Below are 16087 nucleotides of genomic sequence, written 5' to 3'. Positions count from 1 at the left end.
CGACGTGATCGATCCGCACCGCACACCCCTGGTCCTGCTCACCGGTCTCGCCGAGCCGCCGGTCCGGCTGCTCGCCGACCGGCTCACCGCCGACACCCCCGGGACCGCCCTCGTCCACCACGACCTGCGCCACGCCGACGACGGCGTCATCCGGCGGCTCGTCCGCCTCGGCTCGGCGGAACGGATCGGGAGCGTGCCGCTCGACCACGGGTGCGTGTCCTGCACGCTGCGCCAGGACCTGCTGCCGCTCCTGCGTGCGCTGTCCCGCAGGCCCGAGGTGGAACGCATCGTCGTCCGGTTGGACGAGGCACTGGAGCCGGAGTTGGTGTGCCGCGAACTGCACACGGCCCTCGTTGACGACACACCCATCACAGCGGACGTCGAGGTGGAGGCCGTGATCACGGCGATCGACCAGGAATCCTGGCTCGGGGCGGCCACCGGCGACGCGGCGCTCGGCGAACTCGACCTCCACGCCGGGCCCGACGACGACCGGACCCTGGCCCAGGTGGCGGTGGCCCAGGCGGAGTTCGCCGACGTCCTCGTGCTGGCGGGCGAGGCTCCCGACGCCTGGACCGCGGCCCGCACCGGCGCCGTCCTCCAGCGGCTGGCACCGCGCGCGGCGCTGCTGGACCTCTGCGGCGCCGACACCGCCCGGCTACTGGGCGCCGTGCCCGGCGACGGCCACCGGGGAACGCCCCGCGACCCGCACGGTCCGCTGGTGACCGGACAGCCGCCGCTCGACCCGGACTGCGGCGTCACGTTCCTGACGTTCACCGCGCAGCGCCCGTTCCATCCGCAACGGCTGCACGAGGCACTGGACGTCCTGCTCGACGGTGTCGTGCGCACGCGGGGCCGCGCGTGGCTGGCGGGCAGGCCCGACGATCACCTGTGGGTCGAGTCCGCGGGCGGTGGTCTGGGCATCCGCCTCGCCGGCAGCTGGCTGGACTCGCCGCACGGTCCCGGCTGGGACGACGTCTCGCCGGAACGCCGCACCTTCGCCGCGCTCCGCTGGGACCCGGTGTGGGGTGACCGCGTGCAGGAACTCGCCGTGCTCGCCCATCGGGCCGATCCGGCCGACATCGACCGCACCCTGCGCGGGGCACTCCTCACCGACGCCGAACTCGCCGAAGGACCGGAGGCCTGGCATCACTACCCCGATCCGTTCGCCGCGGGGCACGACGAGTCCCGTGACGACGACACCGCAGGCGCCGAACCCGCAGGCGCCGGCGATGGCCCGACGATCCGACACGACGAGAGGTGACGCACCGATGAAACCCGACATCCACCCCGAGTACCACCCGGTGGTCTTCCAGGACGCCAACACCGGAGACCGGTTCCTGACCCGGTCCACGGCGACCTCGGACCGCACGATCGAGTGGGAGGACGGCACGACCTACCCGCTCGTGACCGTCGAGATCAGCTCCGCATCACACCCGTTCTGGACGGGTACGCAGCGCATCATGGACAGCGCGGGGCAGGTGGAGAAGTTCCGCCGCCGCTACGGCGGCACCTCGCCGGGGCGGCAGTAGCGACGCGCAGGGTGACGCGGCAGGCCGGGGCGGTGACCGCGGGCACCGATCACGGCCGGTAGAGCAGCCCGAGGAACTCGGCGAGCAGTCGTTCCCGCAACCGCGGCGACGCCGCGGCGAGCATCGTGTTGATCCCGGCCATCCGGTCCGGCAACCGGATCGGACGGCCGGGGTCGGCACCGTCGCCGGTACCCGTGTCCAGACCGGCCGCGGCGAGCACGTCGGCGAACTGCCGGGCGGTGAGTGTGTCCGGGTCGAGAACACCGATGAGGGCACGCAGGTCGGCGTCGAGCGTGACGGGGCCTGCGGCCCGCGCTGCCGCCACCGCCTCGCGCACCGCCGTCACCAGCGCGTCCTCGTGGCCGCGGTTCACGGCCGTGATCGTCAGGTGCAGGTTGGCGGGCGAGGATTCGTGGGGAAACTGCGGCTGCACGTGCCAGCCGCGCGCGGCGAGTTCATCGGCGACCGTGAACAGGTCGAAACCCGGCTCGCCGTCCAACGCGACGGCCAGGAGTGTCGCATCGGGATCGCCGAGCACCCGCAGCCCGTCGACCGCGGTGATCCCGTCGCGGATCCGCTCGGCGGCGGTGCGGGCGGATCGGGCCAGCCGCGCGTAGCCGTCGTCGCCGACGTGGCGCACGACAGCCCACGCCGCGGCCAGCGGCCCACCCGACCGGGTCGACTGCAACGTCGGGTTGAGCATCGTGTAGCCAGGCCAGTCGGCGCTCGCGAAGTAGTGTCCGCGGCGCAGCTCCGGATCGGCGTGCAGCAGCACCGACACGCCTTTCGCGCAGTAGGCGTACTTGTGCAGGTCCACCGACAGGCTCGTGACCCCGGGCACCGACAGATCGAACGCGCCGGGCCCGCCGCGCGCGCCGTCGCGGCGCAGGTACGGCAGCACCCAGCCGCCGATGCACGCGTCGACGTGCATGCGCACGCCGCGTTCCCCGGCCACTGCGGCGAGCTCCGGGATCGGGTCGATGACGCCGTGGGCGTACGACGGCGCGCTCCCGACGACGAGCACGGTGGTGTCGTCGACAGCCGCGGCCGTCGCGGCCGGATCGGCACGGAAGGTCGTGGGATCCACCGGCACACCGACGACGCGGACACCGAACAGGTGCCCCGCCTTGCGGAACGCCGCATGCACCGTCGATGGGACGACGATCGACGGGTCCGCGACGTCCCGCCGTCCCTCCCGCGCGGCCAGTACGGCCAGCAGGCACGACTCGGTGCCACCGGACGTCAGCGTCCCGACCGCGCCCGGTTCCCCGCCCAGCAGCCGTATCGCCGCGCCGACCAGGTCGTTCTCCATGCGCAGCAGGCTGGGGAACGCCGTCGGGTCGAGGCCGTTGGCCGAGCCGGCCGCCGCGTGCGCGCGTGCGGCGAGTTCGTCGAGCTCGGCGAGACCGCTGTCGTAGACGTAGGCGAGCGTGCGGCCACCGTGGGTCGGTGCGTCACCGCGCCGCAGCAGGGCGAGTTCGGCGAGCACCTCCTCGACACCGGTCGCATCGGGATTCGCGCCGGGGATCACGCGCCTCCTCCCCCGGTCGCCGCGCCCGCGTCCCGTTGGGGCCGACGGTCGCCGAGGACGCTCCGTCGCAGCAGGGGCAGCGCGAGCGCGACGAACACGGCAGGCAGCACCGAGAAGCCGAGGGTGATCGCCGTGACGGCGCTCTCGGGCTGGGTCGCCGTCGCCTGCCCGCTCGAGACGTATCCGCCGATGGCCAGCACGAGCCCGAACAGACCGGGCCCGACGGCGAGACCGAGCGTCTCGGCTGCGGTCCAGACGCCCGCCGTGATCCCCGCCCTGGTGGCGCCCGTCCGCTCCTCCTCGGCCGAGATCAGGTCCGGCAGGATGGCCAGCGGGAACACCTGGATGCCGGCATAGCCCACACCGGCGACCGCGACGAAGACGAACACCGCCGGGGTCGCCATCAGTGGGGCGAACGCGAGAGCGGCCAGCGCGCAGGCCAGCAGCACCGACGACACCCGGAAGCCCGTGAGTTTGCCACCGCTGCGGCCGATGCGGTCCCACACGGGCATGACCAGCAGTGCGGGGCCGACGAACCCCGCGAACAGCATCGACTGCAGATCGGGGTCGCCGAGCACGTACCGCGCCACGTAGTTGACACCGGCCAGCAGCGTCGCGACGCCGAGCGCCTGCAGGAAGTAGACCGCCAGCAGCCAGCGGAACGCGCGCCAGGACCGCATGGTCCGCAGCAGCTCGCGCCAGCCCGGCGTGGGTTCGCGCAGCCTGCCGACGGGCGCGCCACGGGTGCCCGTGTAGACGGCGACCGCGCCGAGCGCGATGAGCACGCCGACGAACACCCCCATGACGCGGTAGCCGGTGGTGCCGCCGAGCCCGCTCGCGATGGCCGGTGCGACCGCACCGGAGACGAGGATCGCCAGTGCGAGCACGCCGATGCGCCAGGTCGTCAACCGTGTGCGCTCGTGGTAGTCCTCGGTCAGCTCCGCGGGCAGTGCGTTGAACGGAACCTGGAAGAACGCGAACGCCGTGGCACACACGAAGAACACGACCACGACGTACCCCGCGTCCGCGGCCGTGGAGCCGAGCCCCGGCCCGGCGAACAGCGCGGCGAAGCAGACCGCCAGGACCAGTCCCCCGGCCAGCAGGAACGGCCTGCGGCTGCCGTGCTTGCGCAGCACGCCGTCCGAGATCCGACCGGCCACCGGATTGAACAGCACGTCCCATGCCTTGGGCAACAGCACGATCGCCCCCGCCAGCGCGGCGGGCACGGCCATGGTGTCGGTCAGGTACGGCAACAACAGCAGCCCCGGCACCGTCCCGAACGCGCCCGTGGCGAACGACCCGAGCGAGTATCCGAGACGGGTCCTGGTGCCCAGCGCCGACATGTTCCTCCTCGGACGATGTGAGTGGAGGAATCGTGTCACCCGCACCGCCTCACCCGAATGCGACCCCGCCGTGCGCCGGCGGTGTGGCTCGGCCGGCGGCGGTCGGGGTGCGTGGTTCGGTGAACGGGCGCGGTTCGGCGGGTCAGGACAGCGCGTCGGCGACCCGGCGCAGCGTCGCGGCGTCCCCGCGGACGAGCAGCGTCGTCACGACCGTCTCCTCCCACGCCTGCAGCTCGTCGCGGATCTTCGCGGGCGGGCCGATCAGCGACGTGTCCTCGACCAGCGACGTCGGGATCGCTGCGGTGGCCTCGTCCTTGCGGCCTGCGAGGTACAGGTCCTGGACCTTGTCGGCGACGTCGGCATAGCCCATGCGCGCGAACACGTCGTGGTGGAAGTTGACGTCCTTGGCACCCATCCCGCCGATGTAGAGCGCCAACGACGGTTTGATCAGCGCCGCGGCCTGTTCGACGTCGTCGTGCACGATCACCGGGACCGACGCGGCGACCTCGAAATCGTCCGGCCGGTGCCCGCGTGCGGCGAAGCCCTCGTCCAGGGCCGCGCGGTAGAACGCGTCGCTCTTCGGTGAGAAGAACAGCGGCAGCCAGCCGTCACAGATCTCCGCCGACAGCGCCACGTTCTTCGGGCCCTCGGCGGCGAGGTGGATCGGGATGCGCGGGCGCAGCGGGTGCACCGTGGACTTGAGCGCCTTGCCCAGGCCGGTACCGCCCTGCAACGGCAGTTGATACTGCCTGCCGTCGTGGGTGACCGGCTCCTCGCGGGCGACGACCTGCCGCACGATGTCGACGTACTCGCGCGTCCTGGCGAGCGGTCTCGGGTACGGCTGGCCGTACCACCCTTCGACGACCTGCGGTCCGGACGCGCCGATCCCGAGGACGAACCGCCCGCCGGAGAGGTGATCCAGGGTCAGCGCGGCCATCGCGGTGGCCGTCGGCGTGCGCGCCGACAGCTGGACGATGTCGGTGCCGAGCGTGACGCGGGAGGTCGCCGATCCCCACCAGGCGAGCGGGGTGAGGGCGTCGGAACCGTAACCCTCGGCGGTCCACACCGAGTCGAACCCGAGCTGTTCGGCCGTCGTGATCGCCTCGAGCGCCCCGTCCGGCGGCCCGGACGACCAGTACCCGAGGTGGTAACCGAGCTTCACGTCGCATTCTCCTTCAACCGCGCTGTCGTCGGATGCCTGTCTTCGGTGCCGCTGTGGTGGGCGCTGCTGTGTCGGGTGCCGCTGCCGGGCCGGGGTCGTCGGTCAGCCCGTGGGCCGGTGTTCGGCGGGCACGTAGTGGATGGGCAGGGACCGCTCCGACTCGGGCGGCAGGTTCCGGGGCGGTGTCTCGACCGTCGGGGTTGCCGCCGGGTCCATGCCGAGCGCCCGCCGCCAGCCCGCCCTCGCCCGCGGATGGTACCGCCGCTGCCAGGGAACGAGGCGGAACGCGAACCGGATGGCCGTGCCCACCAGCCGGTGCAGCCGCTCGTCGCGCGGCGACCACGAGTAGCCGAGCCGCTCGCGCACCGCCGCGTCGTACATGCCGACCGTGAGCCATACGAAACTCCGGTGCACCAGCGGCCGCACCGGCGTCCACAGCGGACCGGGAAGCCACCTCAGCAGCGGCGGCCTGCCGATCCGAGAGAGGTCGAGGACGTCGCGGGTGGCCTTGTTGTCCTCGAGCACGTCGCGGCACATGCGGTCCCAGTACTCCTGGAAGTCCTCCCAGGTGTCCGGCACCGGCCGCATGGACATGCCGTACATCCGGTACCAGCGCTTGTGCTCGTCGAACAGCTGCCGCCGCTGCGCCTCGGTGAGCCCGCCCATGAAGTTCTCGGCGATGATCAGCGTGCTGACGAAGAACGTCGCGTGTGCCCAGTAGAACGTGTCGGGGTTGAGGGCATGGTATCGGCGGCCGAACCTGTCGGTGCCGTGGATCGTGTCGTGATAGCCGCGCACCTCCCGCGCCGTGGCGTGGGCACGGGGACCGTCGTAGATCACGCCGCCGATCGGGTACAGCGAGCGGAACAACCGCTCCCAGCGTTCGTCGAAGAACCGGGAGTGCTCCTCGACACCTGCGCCGAGTTCGGGGTGCATGTTCTGCATGCTGCCCGCCCACAGCGCGATGAGCAGTCCCCGCCAGTCGCCGAAGATGCGCCAGGTGAGCGAATCGGGTCCGAGCGGCTCCGGGCCGCGACCCGCGGCCTTCGGCGGGGTCCGGGTCCTCTCCTCCGTCATCGCCTGCTCCCCTGGTCCTGGTCCAAAATGTGACTACGACCGTTGTCAACTTCGGCGCTCACGGTACGGTCGACAACGTCCGTGGTCAATCGAGGGACGTTCACATGACTACCGAAAGCCGCACCTGGGCGGGGACCACACTGGCCGACCGCAAGGCAGCCCGCAGGCGACAGCTGCTCGACTCCGGGCTGACCCTGCTCGGCTCCGACGACGGCGCCGCCCTCAGCGTGCGCGCGGTCTGCCGCCACAGCAGGCTCACCGAACGCTACTTCTACGAGAACTTCGCCGACCGCGACGAACTCATCGTCGCCGTCTACGACGCGCTGGCCGCCGAAGCCCACCGTGCCCTCGTCGACGCCGTGGCGTCCGCGCCCGCCGAGGATCGTCCTGCCAGGGCGAAGGCCGCGGTCACCGCCTTCGTCGAGCTGATCATCGACGACCCCCGCAAAGGCCGCGTACTGCTGTTGGCGCCGCTGTCCCACCCCGCCCTGAGCCGCAGCGGGGTACAGCGCATCCCGATGTTCGCCGCACTCGTACGGGACGAGCTCTCCGCGGGCACCGACGAGGAGGATCGCGCGATGACAGCCACCGCGCTGGTGGGCGGACTCGCCAACCTGTTCACCGCCTACCTCGACGGCACCCTCGACGTCGGCCGCGACCGGCTCGTGGCCCACTGCGTCAAGCTCGTCCTCGGTGTCGACGCGCTGCACAGCTGACCCCACCCGCACTCACGCACCCACGGCGTCCCCGCGGGCGGCCACGAGTTCGAGTGCGATGTCGATGATCATGTCCTCCTGGCCGCCGACGTAGCGCCGCTCCCCGACGCGATAGAGGATCTCGTGCGCGGGCACGCCGTACCGCTCGGCCGCCCGTTCGGCGTGCAGCAGGAAACTCGAGTACACACCGCCGAATCCCTGCACGATCGACGAGCGATCCATGACCGGCAGGCGCGTGATGAACGGCTTGACGACGTTCTCCGCCGCGTCCATCAACACGTCCTTGTCGACGCCGGTCTCGACCCCGAGCCGGTCGAACGTCGCGGCGAGCACCTCGGTCGGCGAGTTGCCCGCGCCAGCGCCGAGCGCCACGAGCGATCCGTCGATCTGCCGGGCGCCCGCACGGTGGGCCAACACCGAGTTGGCCACGCCGAAGCTGAGGTTCTGGTGCCCGTGATAGCCGACCTGGGCGTCGTCGCCGAGTTCGGCCACGATCGCCGCGACGCGGTCCGAGGCGTCCTCCAGGATCAGTGCACCCGCCGAGTCGACGACGTACACGCACTGACAGCCGGCGTCGGCCATGATCCGTGCCTGCTTCGCCAGCGCCTCCGGCTCGGACATGTGCGAGAGCATCAGGAATCCCACGGTTTCCAGGCCGAGGTCCCTGGCTGCCGTGAAGTGCTGTACCGACACGTCGGCCTCGGTGCAGTGCGTCGCGATGCGCACCGCACCCGCGCCGAGGTCCGCGGCGGCCCGCAGGTCGGTCACCGTGCCGAGCCCCGGTAGGAGCAGCACCGCGATCCGTGCCTGCCGCGCCTCGTCGACGGCCGCGGCGATCAGCGCGGCTTCGTCGACGAGGGAGAAGCCGTAGTTGAACGTCGACCCGCCGAGCCCGTCGCCGTGGCTGACCTCGACGAGCGACACCCCGGCGCTGTCGAGTGCGCGCACGGTGTCCCGCACGTGCTGCTCGGTGAACCGGTGCGCCATGGCGTGGCTGCCGTCGCGCAGGGTCGTGTCCACGATCCGGACCGGGGCCGTCATGCGTGCACCGCCTTCTTCTCGAGCAGCCGCTCCGCCATGAGCTCGCCGACCCGCGCGGCCGCGGCGGTCATGATGTCGAGGTTTCCGGCGTAGGCGGGCAGGTAGTCGCCGCCCCCGGCCACTTCCAGGAACACGCCGACCCGGGCGTGACCGTTCCAGTCGGGGCGCGGGTCGTCGAACTGCGGCTCGGCCTTCACCGTGTAACCGGGCACGTACTCCTGCACCCGCCGCACCGTGTCGTGAATGGACCGTGCGATGGCCGTGCGGTCGGCATCGGGGTCGATCGCGCAGAACACGGTGTCCCGCATGATCATCGGCGGGTCCATCGGGTTGATGATGATGATCGCCTTGCCGCGTTCGGCGCCGCCCACGACTTCGAGGCCGCGGCCCGTCGTCTCGGTGAACTCGTCGATGTTGGCGCGCGTGCCCGGACCCGCCGACCGCGACGACACGGACGCCACGATCTCGGCGTACGGCACGGCGGTGACACTGCTGACCGCGTGCACGATCGGGATGGTCGCCTGCCCACCGCAGGTGATCATGTTCACGTTGGGCACGTCGAGGTGCTCCTGCAGGTTCACGACCGGGCACGTGAACGGACCGGTCGCCGCCGGGGTCAGATCGACGGCCCTGATGCCGGCCTCGGCGTAGCGCGGTGCGGCCGCCAGGTGCGCCTTCGCCGACGTCGCGTCGAAGACCAGGTCCGGCGTCGCGTCCCGGGCCAGCAGCCAGTCGACGCCGCCCGCCGAGGCCTCCACACCGAGCGCCTCGGCGCGCGCCAGGCCTTCCGAGGCCGGGTCGACGCCCACCATGTAGCGCACGTCGACGAGCTCGCTGCGCTGCAGTTTCGCCAGCAGGTCGGTGCCGATGTTGCCGGGGCCGACGATCGCGGCCACCGCTCGAGATCTGCTCATGGGGATGACGCTGCGGCACCGCATACGCCAGGATCAACGCATGTGTCCCGCTCACCGGAACAACGACGTCGCCCGCGACCCGAACGGCGCCGATGACCCCGCCTCCCCCGTTCGGCGCCCCACCACGGCCCGGGACGGTGCCGGGGCGACCCCGGCTCACGGCACCCCACCGGCGGACGGGACCGCCTCGACGGCGGCGAGGGTGGCGGCGCTGCTGTCCGCGTTCCGCCCCGGCGACGAGGCGCTCGGCGTGTCCGAACTGGCCCGCCGGACCGGCGTGCCGAAGTCGACCACGCACCGGCTCACCGCCCACCTGGCCGACGAGGGGCTGCTCGAACCGGCGGGCAGGGGCAGACTGCGACTCGCATTGAAACTGTTCGAGATCGGCCAGCTCGCCGTGGCCCAGCGGGGCCTGGTCGACGCTGCCCGGCCGTATCTCGCCGACCTGCGCGAGGCGACCCGCAACACCGCGCATCTGGCCGTCCTGGAGGGCACCGAGGTGGTCTACCTCGACATTCTCCGCGGCCCCGACGCACCGACACTGCCGTCACGCGTGGGCGGACGGTTTCCCGCGCACGCCACCTCCGTCGGCAAGGCGATCCTGGCCTTCTCCGCGGAGTCCGTTGTGGACGATGTGATCACCGCCGGGCTGAGCCGGATCAGCCCGCGGACCGTGACGGCGCCGGGACTCTTCCGGTCCCAGCTGGCCACGATCGCCCGCGACAGTATCGCCTACGACAGGGAGGAGTCCGGGGTCGGCGTGGTCTGCGCCGGGGCGCCGCTGCTCGGCTCCGACGGCACCGCGGTCGGCGCGCTGTCGCTCTCCGGGTGGACGAACCGGATGCGCCTCGACCGCGTCGCTCCGGCCGTCCGCACCGCCGCACTGACCCTGTCCCGCCTGCTGCCCTGAACGGCGGCCCCGGTCAGGGCGCGTCGTTGGGGGCGACGCGGCAGGTGGCCGACCCGAGGGCGGGACCACGGGCCAATAGGGTGAGCCCATGGCCCACACCACCGAGCCGAGTGACGACGTGACCGAGTTCTGGCGCGAACGCCGCATCGCCACGCTGACGACACCGCGGGCCGACGGCACGCCCCACGTGGTGCCCGTCGGGGTGACCGTCGACGAGGAGTTCGCCGTCGCGCGGGTCATCTGCTCCGGCGACAGCGTCAAGGCCCGCAACGTCCGCCGCGGCGGCCACGAGGGCGTGCCGGTGGCGGTGAGCCAGGTCGACGGCCGCAGGTGGTCGACACTCGAGGGGCGCGCCGTCGTGCGCGACGACGCCGACGCGGTCGGCGAGGCGGAACGGCGCTACGCCGAGCGATACCGCACGCCGCGCGTCAACCCCAACCGGGTCGTCCTCGAGATCACCCTCACCCGCAGGCTCGGCATGCGCTGACCGCGGCCCGGTCCCGCTCCGGACTCGGGGTCAGCCGCCGAACATCGCGCGGAACTGCTCCAGCGACGAGGCACGGTAGACGAAGTTGTTCTCCGTGACCTCCGACAGCGGCGCCGACGGCTCGGCCGAGTAGAGATGCCCCGGGTGCACGACCGGGTCACCGGACAGCCGCGCCAGTGCCTGCAGGCTGTGATACATCGCGTCGGCGTCGCCGCCCGGAAAGTCCGTGCGCCCGCAGCCTTCCAGGAACAACGTGTCGCCCGCGACGAGCTTGTCGCCGACGAGGAAGCACTGACTGCCCGGGGTGTGGCCCGGGGTGTGCAGCAACCGGATGCCGACGGCCCCGACCTCGAGCCGGTCGTCGTGCTCGTGCGCAACGAGATCGCCGGACACGCCCGTGGTGCGCCGGACCCATTCGGCCTCGGCGTCGCTGACGTGCACCGGAACCTGCTGCCGTTCCAGCAGTTCGGCCAGCCCGGGCAGCGAGAAACCCATGAAGTCGCCGCCCACGTGGTCGGGGTGGTGGTGCGTGACGAGCACGCCGGTCAGCCGCATGTCGTCGGCAGCCAGCGTGTCGAGCAGGTCGCCTGCCGCGTACGCCGGGTCGACGACCACGGCCTCCCGCGTCTCGGCGTCCCCGATGAGGTAGGCGAAGTTGCGCATCTGGGTCGCGACGGGATCGCCCACGGCGAAGTCCCGGCCCGCGAGCAATTGGCGGAAGTACAGCCGATCGGACATGGCGCGCAGGCTACCGGTCTCGCCCGGCGGGTACGCCGCCGCAGTCCCGGGTACCCGGCCGCGCACACGCACCGCCTCGACGTCCGCCGAGTGCGGCGGCGCCGGGGCCGTGGCGGCCGTTCGGGCGGCATCGGTGGCCGCGATGCGTGGCCGGGTGGTCACGGATGCGACAATCCCGGGACCTGAATCCGCCGGCGGGGAGGGCCTCTCATGCATATCGGGCGTGCCACCGCCGGCATGGTGCTGGGCATCGCGATCCTGTTCACCGGCGCGGCGAGCGCGGCGCTCGACCCGGTCGCCGTCGACCAGGCCCACCGTGCGCCGCATCACCCGCCCTCACGCACCGCGGACGGCCCCTCCCCCGCACCGGAGACCGCCCGTCCGCACACGGTGCGCATCCTCGTCTCCGGCCCGGACGACACCCTGATGCGGGTGCTCCGCGGTGGCCGCGGCTCCCAGGTGGCACTCGGCGGCGAACCGTTCGATCACTCCTTCACCGAACCGCCGGGCAGCGACGGATACCTCGGCATTCAGGTGGCGGCGGCCAGCAGGCAGGCGGACGGGCCCGCCGTACGGTGCCGCATCACCGTCGACGGCGACGTCGTGGCACAGCAGCGCACGGCGAGCCCGGACGAGAGCGGCCTGGCACAGGTCCGGTGCACGGTGCCCCGCGGCGTGTAGGACCGCATTCCGTCGTGGCCACGGCATGCGCGGTCGCCGGACGGGATGCAGTCGGCGGACGGGGACGCGCGGTCGGCGCCGCTGCGCACGTCCGCCACAATCGACGGTCATGAACGGAACCGTCGTCGTCCTCGGCGGACGTAGCGAGATCGGCCTCGCCGTCGCCCTGCGCCTCGTCCGCGGCGGGGCGACCGATGTCGTCCTCGCGGCGCGCCGCAGCCACGATCTCGACGAACAGGAGCAGACCCTCCGGCACGCCGGGGCCACGTCCGTGGCCCGGGTCGAATTCGATGCCGACGACACGGCGCGGCACGCCGAGGTGCTGGGCGAGATCATGACCGCCCACGGCCCGGTCGGCGTCGTGATCACGGCGTTCGGGATCCTCGGCGATCAGGCACGCGGCGAACGCGACGCGGCGCACGCGCTGCAGATCGTCCACACCGACTACACCGCACACGTCAGCGCCCTGACCCACCTGGCGAACCTGCTGCGAGCCCAGGGCAGCGGCAGTCTCGTCGTGTTCTCGTCGGTCGCGGGGGTCCGGGTGCGGCGCGCCAACTACGTCTACGGCTCGGCGAAGGCCGGACTCGACGGGTTCGCGAGCGGACTGGCCGACGCCCTCGCCGGCAGCGGTGTGCACCTGCTGCTCGTGCGGCCGGGCTTCGTCGTCGGACGCATGACCGAAGGCATGTCCCCGGCTCCGTTCTCCAGTACACCGGACCAGGTCGCCGACGCCACCGTCGCCGCCCTGCAGGCGGGCCGCGCCGCGGTGTGGGTGCCACGGATCCTGCAGCCGGTGTTCTTCGGCATGCGCCTGCTGCCGCGTGCGCTCTGGCGACGACTCCCCCGCTGAACGCCCCTCGCCCCGCCTGCGCCGCATCTCACGGCGCCCAGGGTTCATCGGCACCGTGTTCTTCGGCACCGTGTTCTTCGGTGCCGTGTTCTTCGGTGCCGTGTTCCGGCGCGGGGCGGAGTTTCGCCGCGCGCCGCGCGTCCGGCCGTGGCGTACCGTCACCATCGAACGGACGTGATCACGAACGGAGACCGCCGATGACCGAGACAGGCCGTGGCCAGGGACCCGTCGTCGTCGGGACCGACGGTTCCGAAACCGCGTTGCGCGGAGTGCAGTGGGCGGCGCGGGCCGCGGCCGTCCGGCGGGCACCGCTGCAGATTCTGCACGCCTCCGGGTATCCGGAGCGGTACACGGGCGAGTCGATGCTGCCGCCCGAGTCGTTCAAGGCCGAACTGCGCCGTCAGCGGTGGGAGTTCCTGCACGCAGCGCGGCAGTCGGCCATCGACACCGTCGCCGCATCCGGACTGCCCCGGCTCGACGTGGAGACGGTGCTCGATCCGGAACAGCCGATTCCGGCGCTGGTCCAGGCCTCCGCGTCCGCACGTCTGCTCGTCCTCGGCACGTCGGCGCACCGCAGCATCACCGGCCTCATCGTCGGCTCCACGACCATCGCACTCGTCGGCCACGCCCACAGCCCCGTGGTGTCCGTGCGGGGCGACGTCGGCGACACCGGCGAACCCGATCGCAGGCCCGTCGTGGTCGGTGTCGACGGCAGCCCGTTGAGCGAACGCGCGCTGGGGTGCGCGTTCGACGAGGCCTCGTTCCGGAGTGTCGCGCTCGTCGCGGTGCACACCTGGAGCGATTCCGACACCTCCGCGTTCCGCGAAACACACGTCGACTGGGAACCGCTGCGTGACACCGAGGAGCGGCGCCTCGCCGAACGCCTCGCGGGCTGGCGTGAGCGCTACCCCGACGTGCCCGTGGAGCGGGTACTGGTCAAGGACAAGCCCCGGCACGAACTGCTCGAATGGAGCCAGCGAGCGCAGCTCGTCGTCGTGGGCAGCCGCGGCCGCGGTGGTTTCCGCGGCCTGCTGCTCGGCTCGACGAGCCACGCCCTGATCCACAACGCCGGGTGCCCCGTGTTGGTCGCCCGTCCCGAGGACGGCTGACGGGCTGGGTCGGTCACCGTGGGGTGAGCAGCACCCACACCGGCCCTTCGCCGACGGGAATCCGCCGTCCGTCGCCGGTGCGGTACGTGGTCTTCTCCCCGCCCGACGGCCGTGACCAGGTGCCGTCGAAGGCCCTGCCGTCGCGCAGGATCGTCGCCTCACCGCGGCCGACCGTGACGGCGACCGGCGACAGCTGTCCGCCGGAGTCACGCACCTGCCGGCCCTCGCGCACGGCGACCCGCTGCACGACGACCGTGCCCGCCGTGACGTCGCCCGCCTCGCGCGTCCGCAGCGGCGCACCGTCGAACGACACCCGCCACCCGCCGTCGCCGGGCGACCAGGTGAACCGGTAGCGCGCGGCACGGAAGTCGACGGTGCGGGTGTCGGTCCGTGTACCGCCGGCCGGGGCGGCTCCCGACTCGGTCACCGGCTCCGGTGCCCGCTCCCGGTTCTGGCCCGGCAGCCGGTGCGGGCGGACGTACAGGTTGTGCGGAATGGGCCGGTCGTTGCCGCGGAAGTACGCGCCGGGCCGCGTCTTGTCGGTCACGAGCGTGATCGGGGCACGCCGCAGCAGCGGCTCGATCTCCGGTGCACCGCCCGAGTACACCAGCACCGGTCTGCCGAACTGGCGAACGAGCGCGATGTCGGTCTCGCGGGCGCTGCGCACCGGACCGGCCACCTCCGGCAGTCTGCTCGCGTACACCGCCGCCAGCCGGGTCAACCCGCCTTCGACCGGCTCGACGTACACGATGTCCGCCGCCGACAGTCCGGTCTGCGGACGCGCCTCCTCCACGTTGTCGATCTTCACGACCACGACGGGTCGCCGCGGCGGGCCGCCGTCCTCCGGTTTCTGCCGTTCCGAGCGGGTGGGCTCGCCGCCGCCACCCCGGCCCGCATCCTCACCGTTGCCGTCGCCGCCGCGGAGCAGCAGCAGCGTCGCCGCGAGCGCGGCGATCAGGAACACGGCCACCGCCGCCAGCAGCCGGAACGCGGGGCGCGACACGGCCATGACCGTCTACCCGGCAGGCCCGGCCGCACGGACCGCGACAGCCGCGGGCAGCGCCGCATTCCCGTGCGGCACTATCCGCCACAGCACTGCCCGCCACGGCGGTGCCGTGGACCGGTCCGGGGCGCTGGCACCGATCATGTCGTCACTGCCGGGCCCAGTCCTGGGACACGCGTTCCCATTCACGGTCCCACCAGGCCTGCCGGGACCGGGTGAGCAGCGTCCGGAACGCGCCGTAGCCGAGGCCACAGGCCCCCGCGACGAGGAGCCACAGGGCCACGCCGGCACTCGCACCGTCGACGATCGCACCGGTCCGTGTCACCGGCGGCGTCGTGACAGCCCCGCTGTGGTCGACCCATATCGTCACCTCCGTGCCACGGGTGGCGCCGCGGTAGGCGGGCACCGAACCGGTGCGCTCCCCGCCGTCCGGCGCCGTCCACCGCGCCGGCGCACGCACATCGTGCGCATGGCCTGCGGTCGCCGACACCGGGGCCTTCGCGGTCAGCTCGGCGGTGACCCGGTGGGTGGCGGCCGCATCGCGCGCCGCGTCGTCGAGCCTGCCCGCGTAGACGTCACCGCCCCAACTGACCGCCGCGGGCACCGCCGCGATCACCAGCACCACGATCATCGCCAGCAGCCTGCCCTCCCAGCGATCACCACTCCGTGCCAGCGGGTTCCTGCCCGGACGAATCCGCCGCCACGCCCGCGTGAACCGTCCGTCCGATCCCACGCCTGTCACCGTTCTCCCCTCTCCGGCCGCTCCGAGTGCGCCCTGCGGCGGGAACACGCCGCAGGTCCCGCGCCTGTCATGTTCCCGCCGGAGCTGCGGGCTATTCAACTCATCGCAGGCGCATCCCACCTGAAGGAGTCTCCGAACGGACTACGGCGGGCCGGCACATCGACGATGTGCCGGCCCGCCGTAGTGATGCCGAAGCCGGAGCGGCCGTGAGCCGGACCGGGAACCCCATCCGGCTCATCCGCCGATGGGGA

Annotated in this window: 17 protein-coding genes; 8 read left to right on the top strand and 9 right to left on the bottom strand. The window is 72.5% G+C overall.

The window, feature by feature from the left end; all coding sequences use genetic code 11:
* The first annotated feature begins 4 nt into the window (after positions 1-4).
* Both mrf and LY12_RS06975 read left to right on the top strand, forming a co-directional pair.
* Positions 5-1261, top strand: a complete 1257-nt coding sequence (gene mrf / locus LY12_RS06980) for a ribosome hibernation factor-recruiting GTPase MRF (RefSeq protein ID WP_253854122.1) — start codon at positions 5-7, stop codon at positions 1259-1261.
* 7 nt (positions 1262-1268) lie between these two features.
* On the top strand, positions 1269-1529 hold the full coding sequence (locus LY12_RS06975; RefSeq protein WP_253854120.1) for a type B 50S ribosomal protein L31: 261 nt from the start codon (positions 1269-1271) through the stop codon (positions 1527-1529).
* A gap of 49 nt (positions 1530-1578) precedes the next feature.
* Here LY12_RS06975 and LY12_RS06970 read toward each other — a convergent pair whose 3' ends face one another.
* From LY12_RS06970 to LY12_RS06955, 4 genes are all read right to left on the bottom strand, one after another.
* The gene (locus LY12_RS06970; protein WP_253854118.1) at positions 1579-3060 is read right to left on the bottom strand and encodes a pyridoxal phosphate-dependent decarboxylase family protein; all 1482 of its coding nucleotides are present in this window, start codon (positions 3058-3060) and stop codon (positions 1579-1581) included.
* Positions 3057-4403 (bottom strand): MFS transporter, encoded by a 1347-nt coding sequence (locus LY12_RS06965; protein WP_253854116.1) that lies wholly within the window; start codon positions 4401-4403, stop codon positions 3057-3059. Before LY12_RS06965 ends, LY12_RS06970 begins: the two co-directional genes overlap by 4 nt.
* A gap of 142 nt (positions 4404-4545) precedes the next feature.
* A complete protein-coding gene (locus LY12_RS06960) occupies positions 4546-5565 on the bottom strand; it encodes an LLM class F420-dependent oxidoreductase (RefSeq protein ID WP_253854114.1) in 1020 nt (339 codons plus the stop codon).
* A 102-nt stretch (positions 5566-5667) separates the two neighbouring features.
* Positions 5668-6642, bottom strand: a complete 975-nt coding sequence (locus LY12_RS06955; protein ID WP_253854112.1) for an oxygenase MpaB family protein — start codon at positions 6640-6642, stop codon at positions 5668-5670.
* A 104-nt stretch (positions 6643-6746) separates the two neighbouring features.
* On the opposite strand from LY12_RS06955, the gene LY12_RS06950 reads away from it, so the two are divergent.
* Positions 6747-7358, top strand: a complete 612-nt coding sequence (locus LY12_RS06950; protein WP_253854109.1) for a TetR/AcrR family transcriptional regulator — start codon at positions 6747-6749, stop codon at positions 7356-7358.
* Between the two features lie 12 nt (positions 7359-7370).
* Here the strand turns inward: LY12_RS06950 and dmpG are convergent, their stop codons facing one another.
* Both dmpG and LY12_RS06940 read right to left on the bottom strand, forming a co-directional pair.
* A complete protein-coding gene (gene dmpG / locus LY12_RS06945) occupies positions 7371-8399 on the bottom strand; it encodes a 4-hydroxy-2-oxovalerate aldolase (RefSeq protein ID WP_253854106.1) in 1029 nt (342 codons plus the stop codon).
* Positions 8396-9313 (bottom strand): acetaldehyde dehydrogenase (acetylating), encoded by a 918-nt coding sequence (locus tag LY12_RS06940; RefSeq protein ID WP_253854105.1) that lies wholly within the window; start codon positions 9311-9313, stop codon positions 8396-8398. Before LY12_RS06940 ends, dmpG begins: the two co-directional genes overlap by 4 nt.
* Positions 9314-9353: 40 nt before the next feature.
* On the opposite strand from LY12_RS06940, the gene LY12_RS06935 reads away from it, so the two are divergent.
* Together LY12_RS06935 and LY12_RS06930 are read left to right on the top strand one after the other, a co-directional pair.
* Positions 9354-10223 (top strand): IclR family transcriptional regulator, encoded by an 870-nt coding sequence (locus tag LY12_RS06935; protein ID WP_253854103.1) that lies wholly within the window; start codon positions 9354-9356, stop codon positions 10221-10223.
* 88 nt (positions 10224-10311) lie between these two features.
* Positions 10312-10710 carry a pyridoxamine 5'-phosphate oxidase family protein gene (locus LY12_RS06930; RefSeq protein ID WP_253854101.1) on the top strand — a complete coding sequence of 133 codons (399 nt, stop codon included), beginning with the start codon at positions 10312-10314 and terminating at the stop codon, positions 10708-10710.
* 30 nt (positions 10711-10740) lie between these two features.
* Here LY12_RS06930 and LY12_RS06925 read toward each other — a convergent pair whose 3' ends face one another.
* Complete coding sequence (locus tag LY12_RS06925; RefSeq protein WP_253854099.1) at positions 10741-11448, bottom strand: MBL fold metallo-hydrolase; 708 nt, start codon at positions 11446-11448, stop codon at positions 10741-10743.
* A 210-nt stretch (positions 11449-11658) separates the two neighbouring features.
* Between LY12_RS06925 and LY12_RS06920 the strand changes: the two genes are divergently transcribed.
* From LY12_RS06920 to LY12_RS06910, 3 genes are all read left to right on the top strand, one after another.
* On the top strand, positions 11659-12129 hold the full coding sequence (locus LY12_RS06920) for a hypothetical protein (protein ID WP_253854097.1): 471 nt from the start codon (positions 11659-11661) through the stop codon (positions 12127-12129).
* 109 nt (positions 12130-12238) lie between these two features.
* A complete protein-coding gene (gene dprE2, locus LY12_RS06915) occupies positions 12239-12982 on the top strand; it encodes a decaprenylphospho-beta-D-erythro-pentofuranosid-2-ulose 2-reductase (RefSeq protein ID WP_253854095.1) in 744 nt (247 codons plus the stop codon).
* 197 nt (positions 12983-13179) lie between these two features.
* A complete protein-coding gene (locus tag LY12_RS06910) occupies positions 13180-14091 on the top strand; it encodes a universal stress protein (protein ID WP_253854093.1) in 912 nt (303 codons plus the stop codon).
* 13 nt (positions 14092-14104) lie between these two features.
* Here the strand turns inward: LY12_RS06910 and LY12_RS06905 are convergent, their stop codons facing one another.
* Together LY12_RS06905 and LY12_RS06900 are read right to left on the bottom strand one after the other, a co-directional pair.
* Entirely contained in the window at positions 14105-15100 is a 996-nt protein-coding gene (locus LY12_RS06905) for a DUF3048 domain-containing protein (RefSeq protein WP_253854091.1), read from the bottom strand.
* A gap of 142 nt (positions 15101-15242) precedes the next feature.
* Positions 15243-15827, bottom strand: coding sequence for an Rv1733c family protein (locus tag LY12_RS06900; RefSeq protein ID WP_253854088.1), 585 nt, complete (start codon positions 15825-15827; stop codon positions 15243-15245).
* Positions 15828-16087: the final 260 nt, after the last annotated feature.

The organism is Prauserella alba (assembly GCF_024171735.1).
In the GTDB taxonomy this organism is placed as follows: domain Bacteria; phylum Actinomycetota; class Actinomycetes; order Mycobacteriales; family Pseudonocardiaceae; genus Prauserella; species Prauserella alba.
The sequence above is the reverse complement of the archived record's forward strand: the minus strand, read 5'-3'. Positions and strand labels throughout refer to the sequence as shown.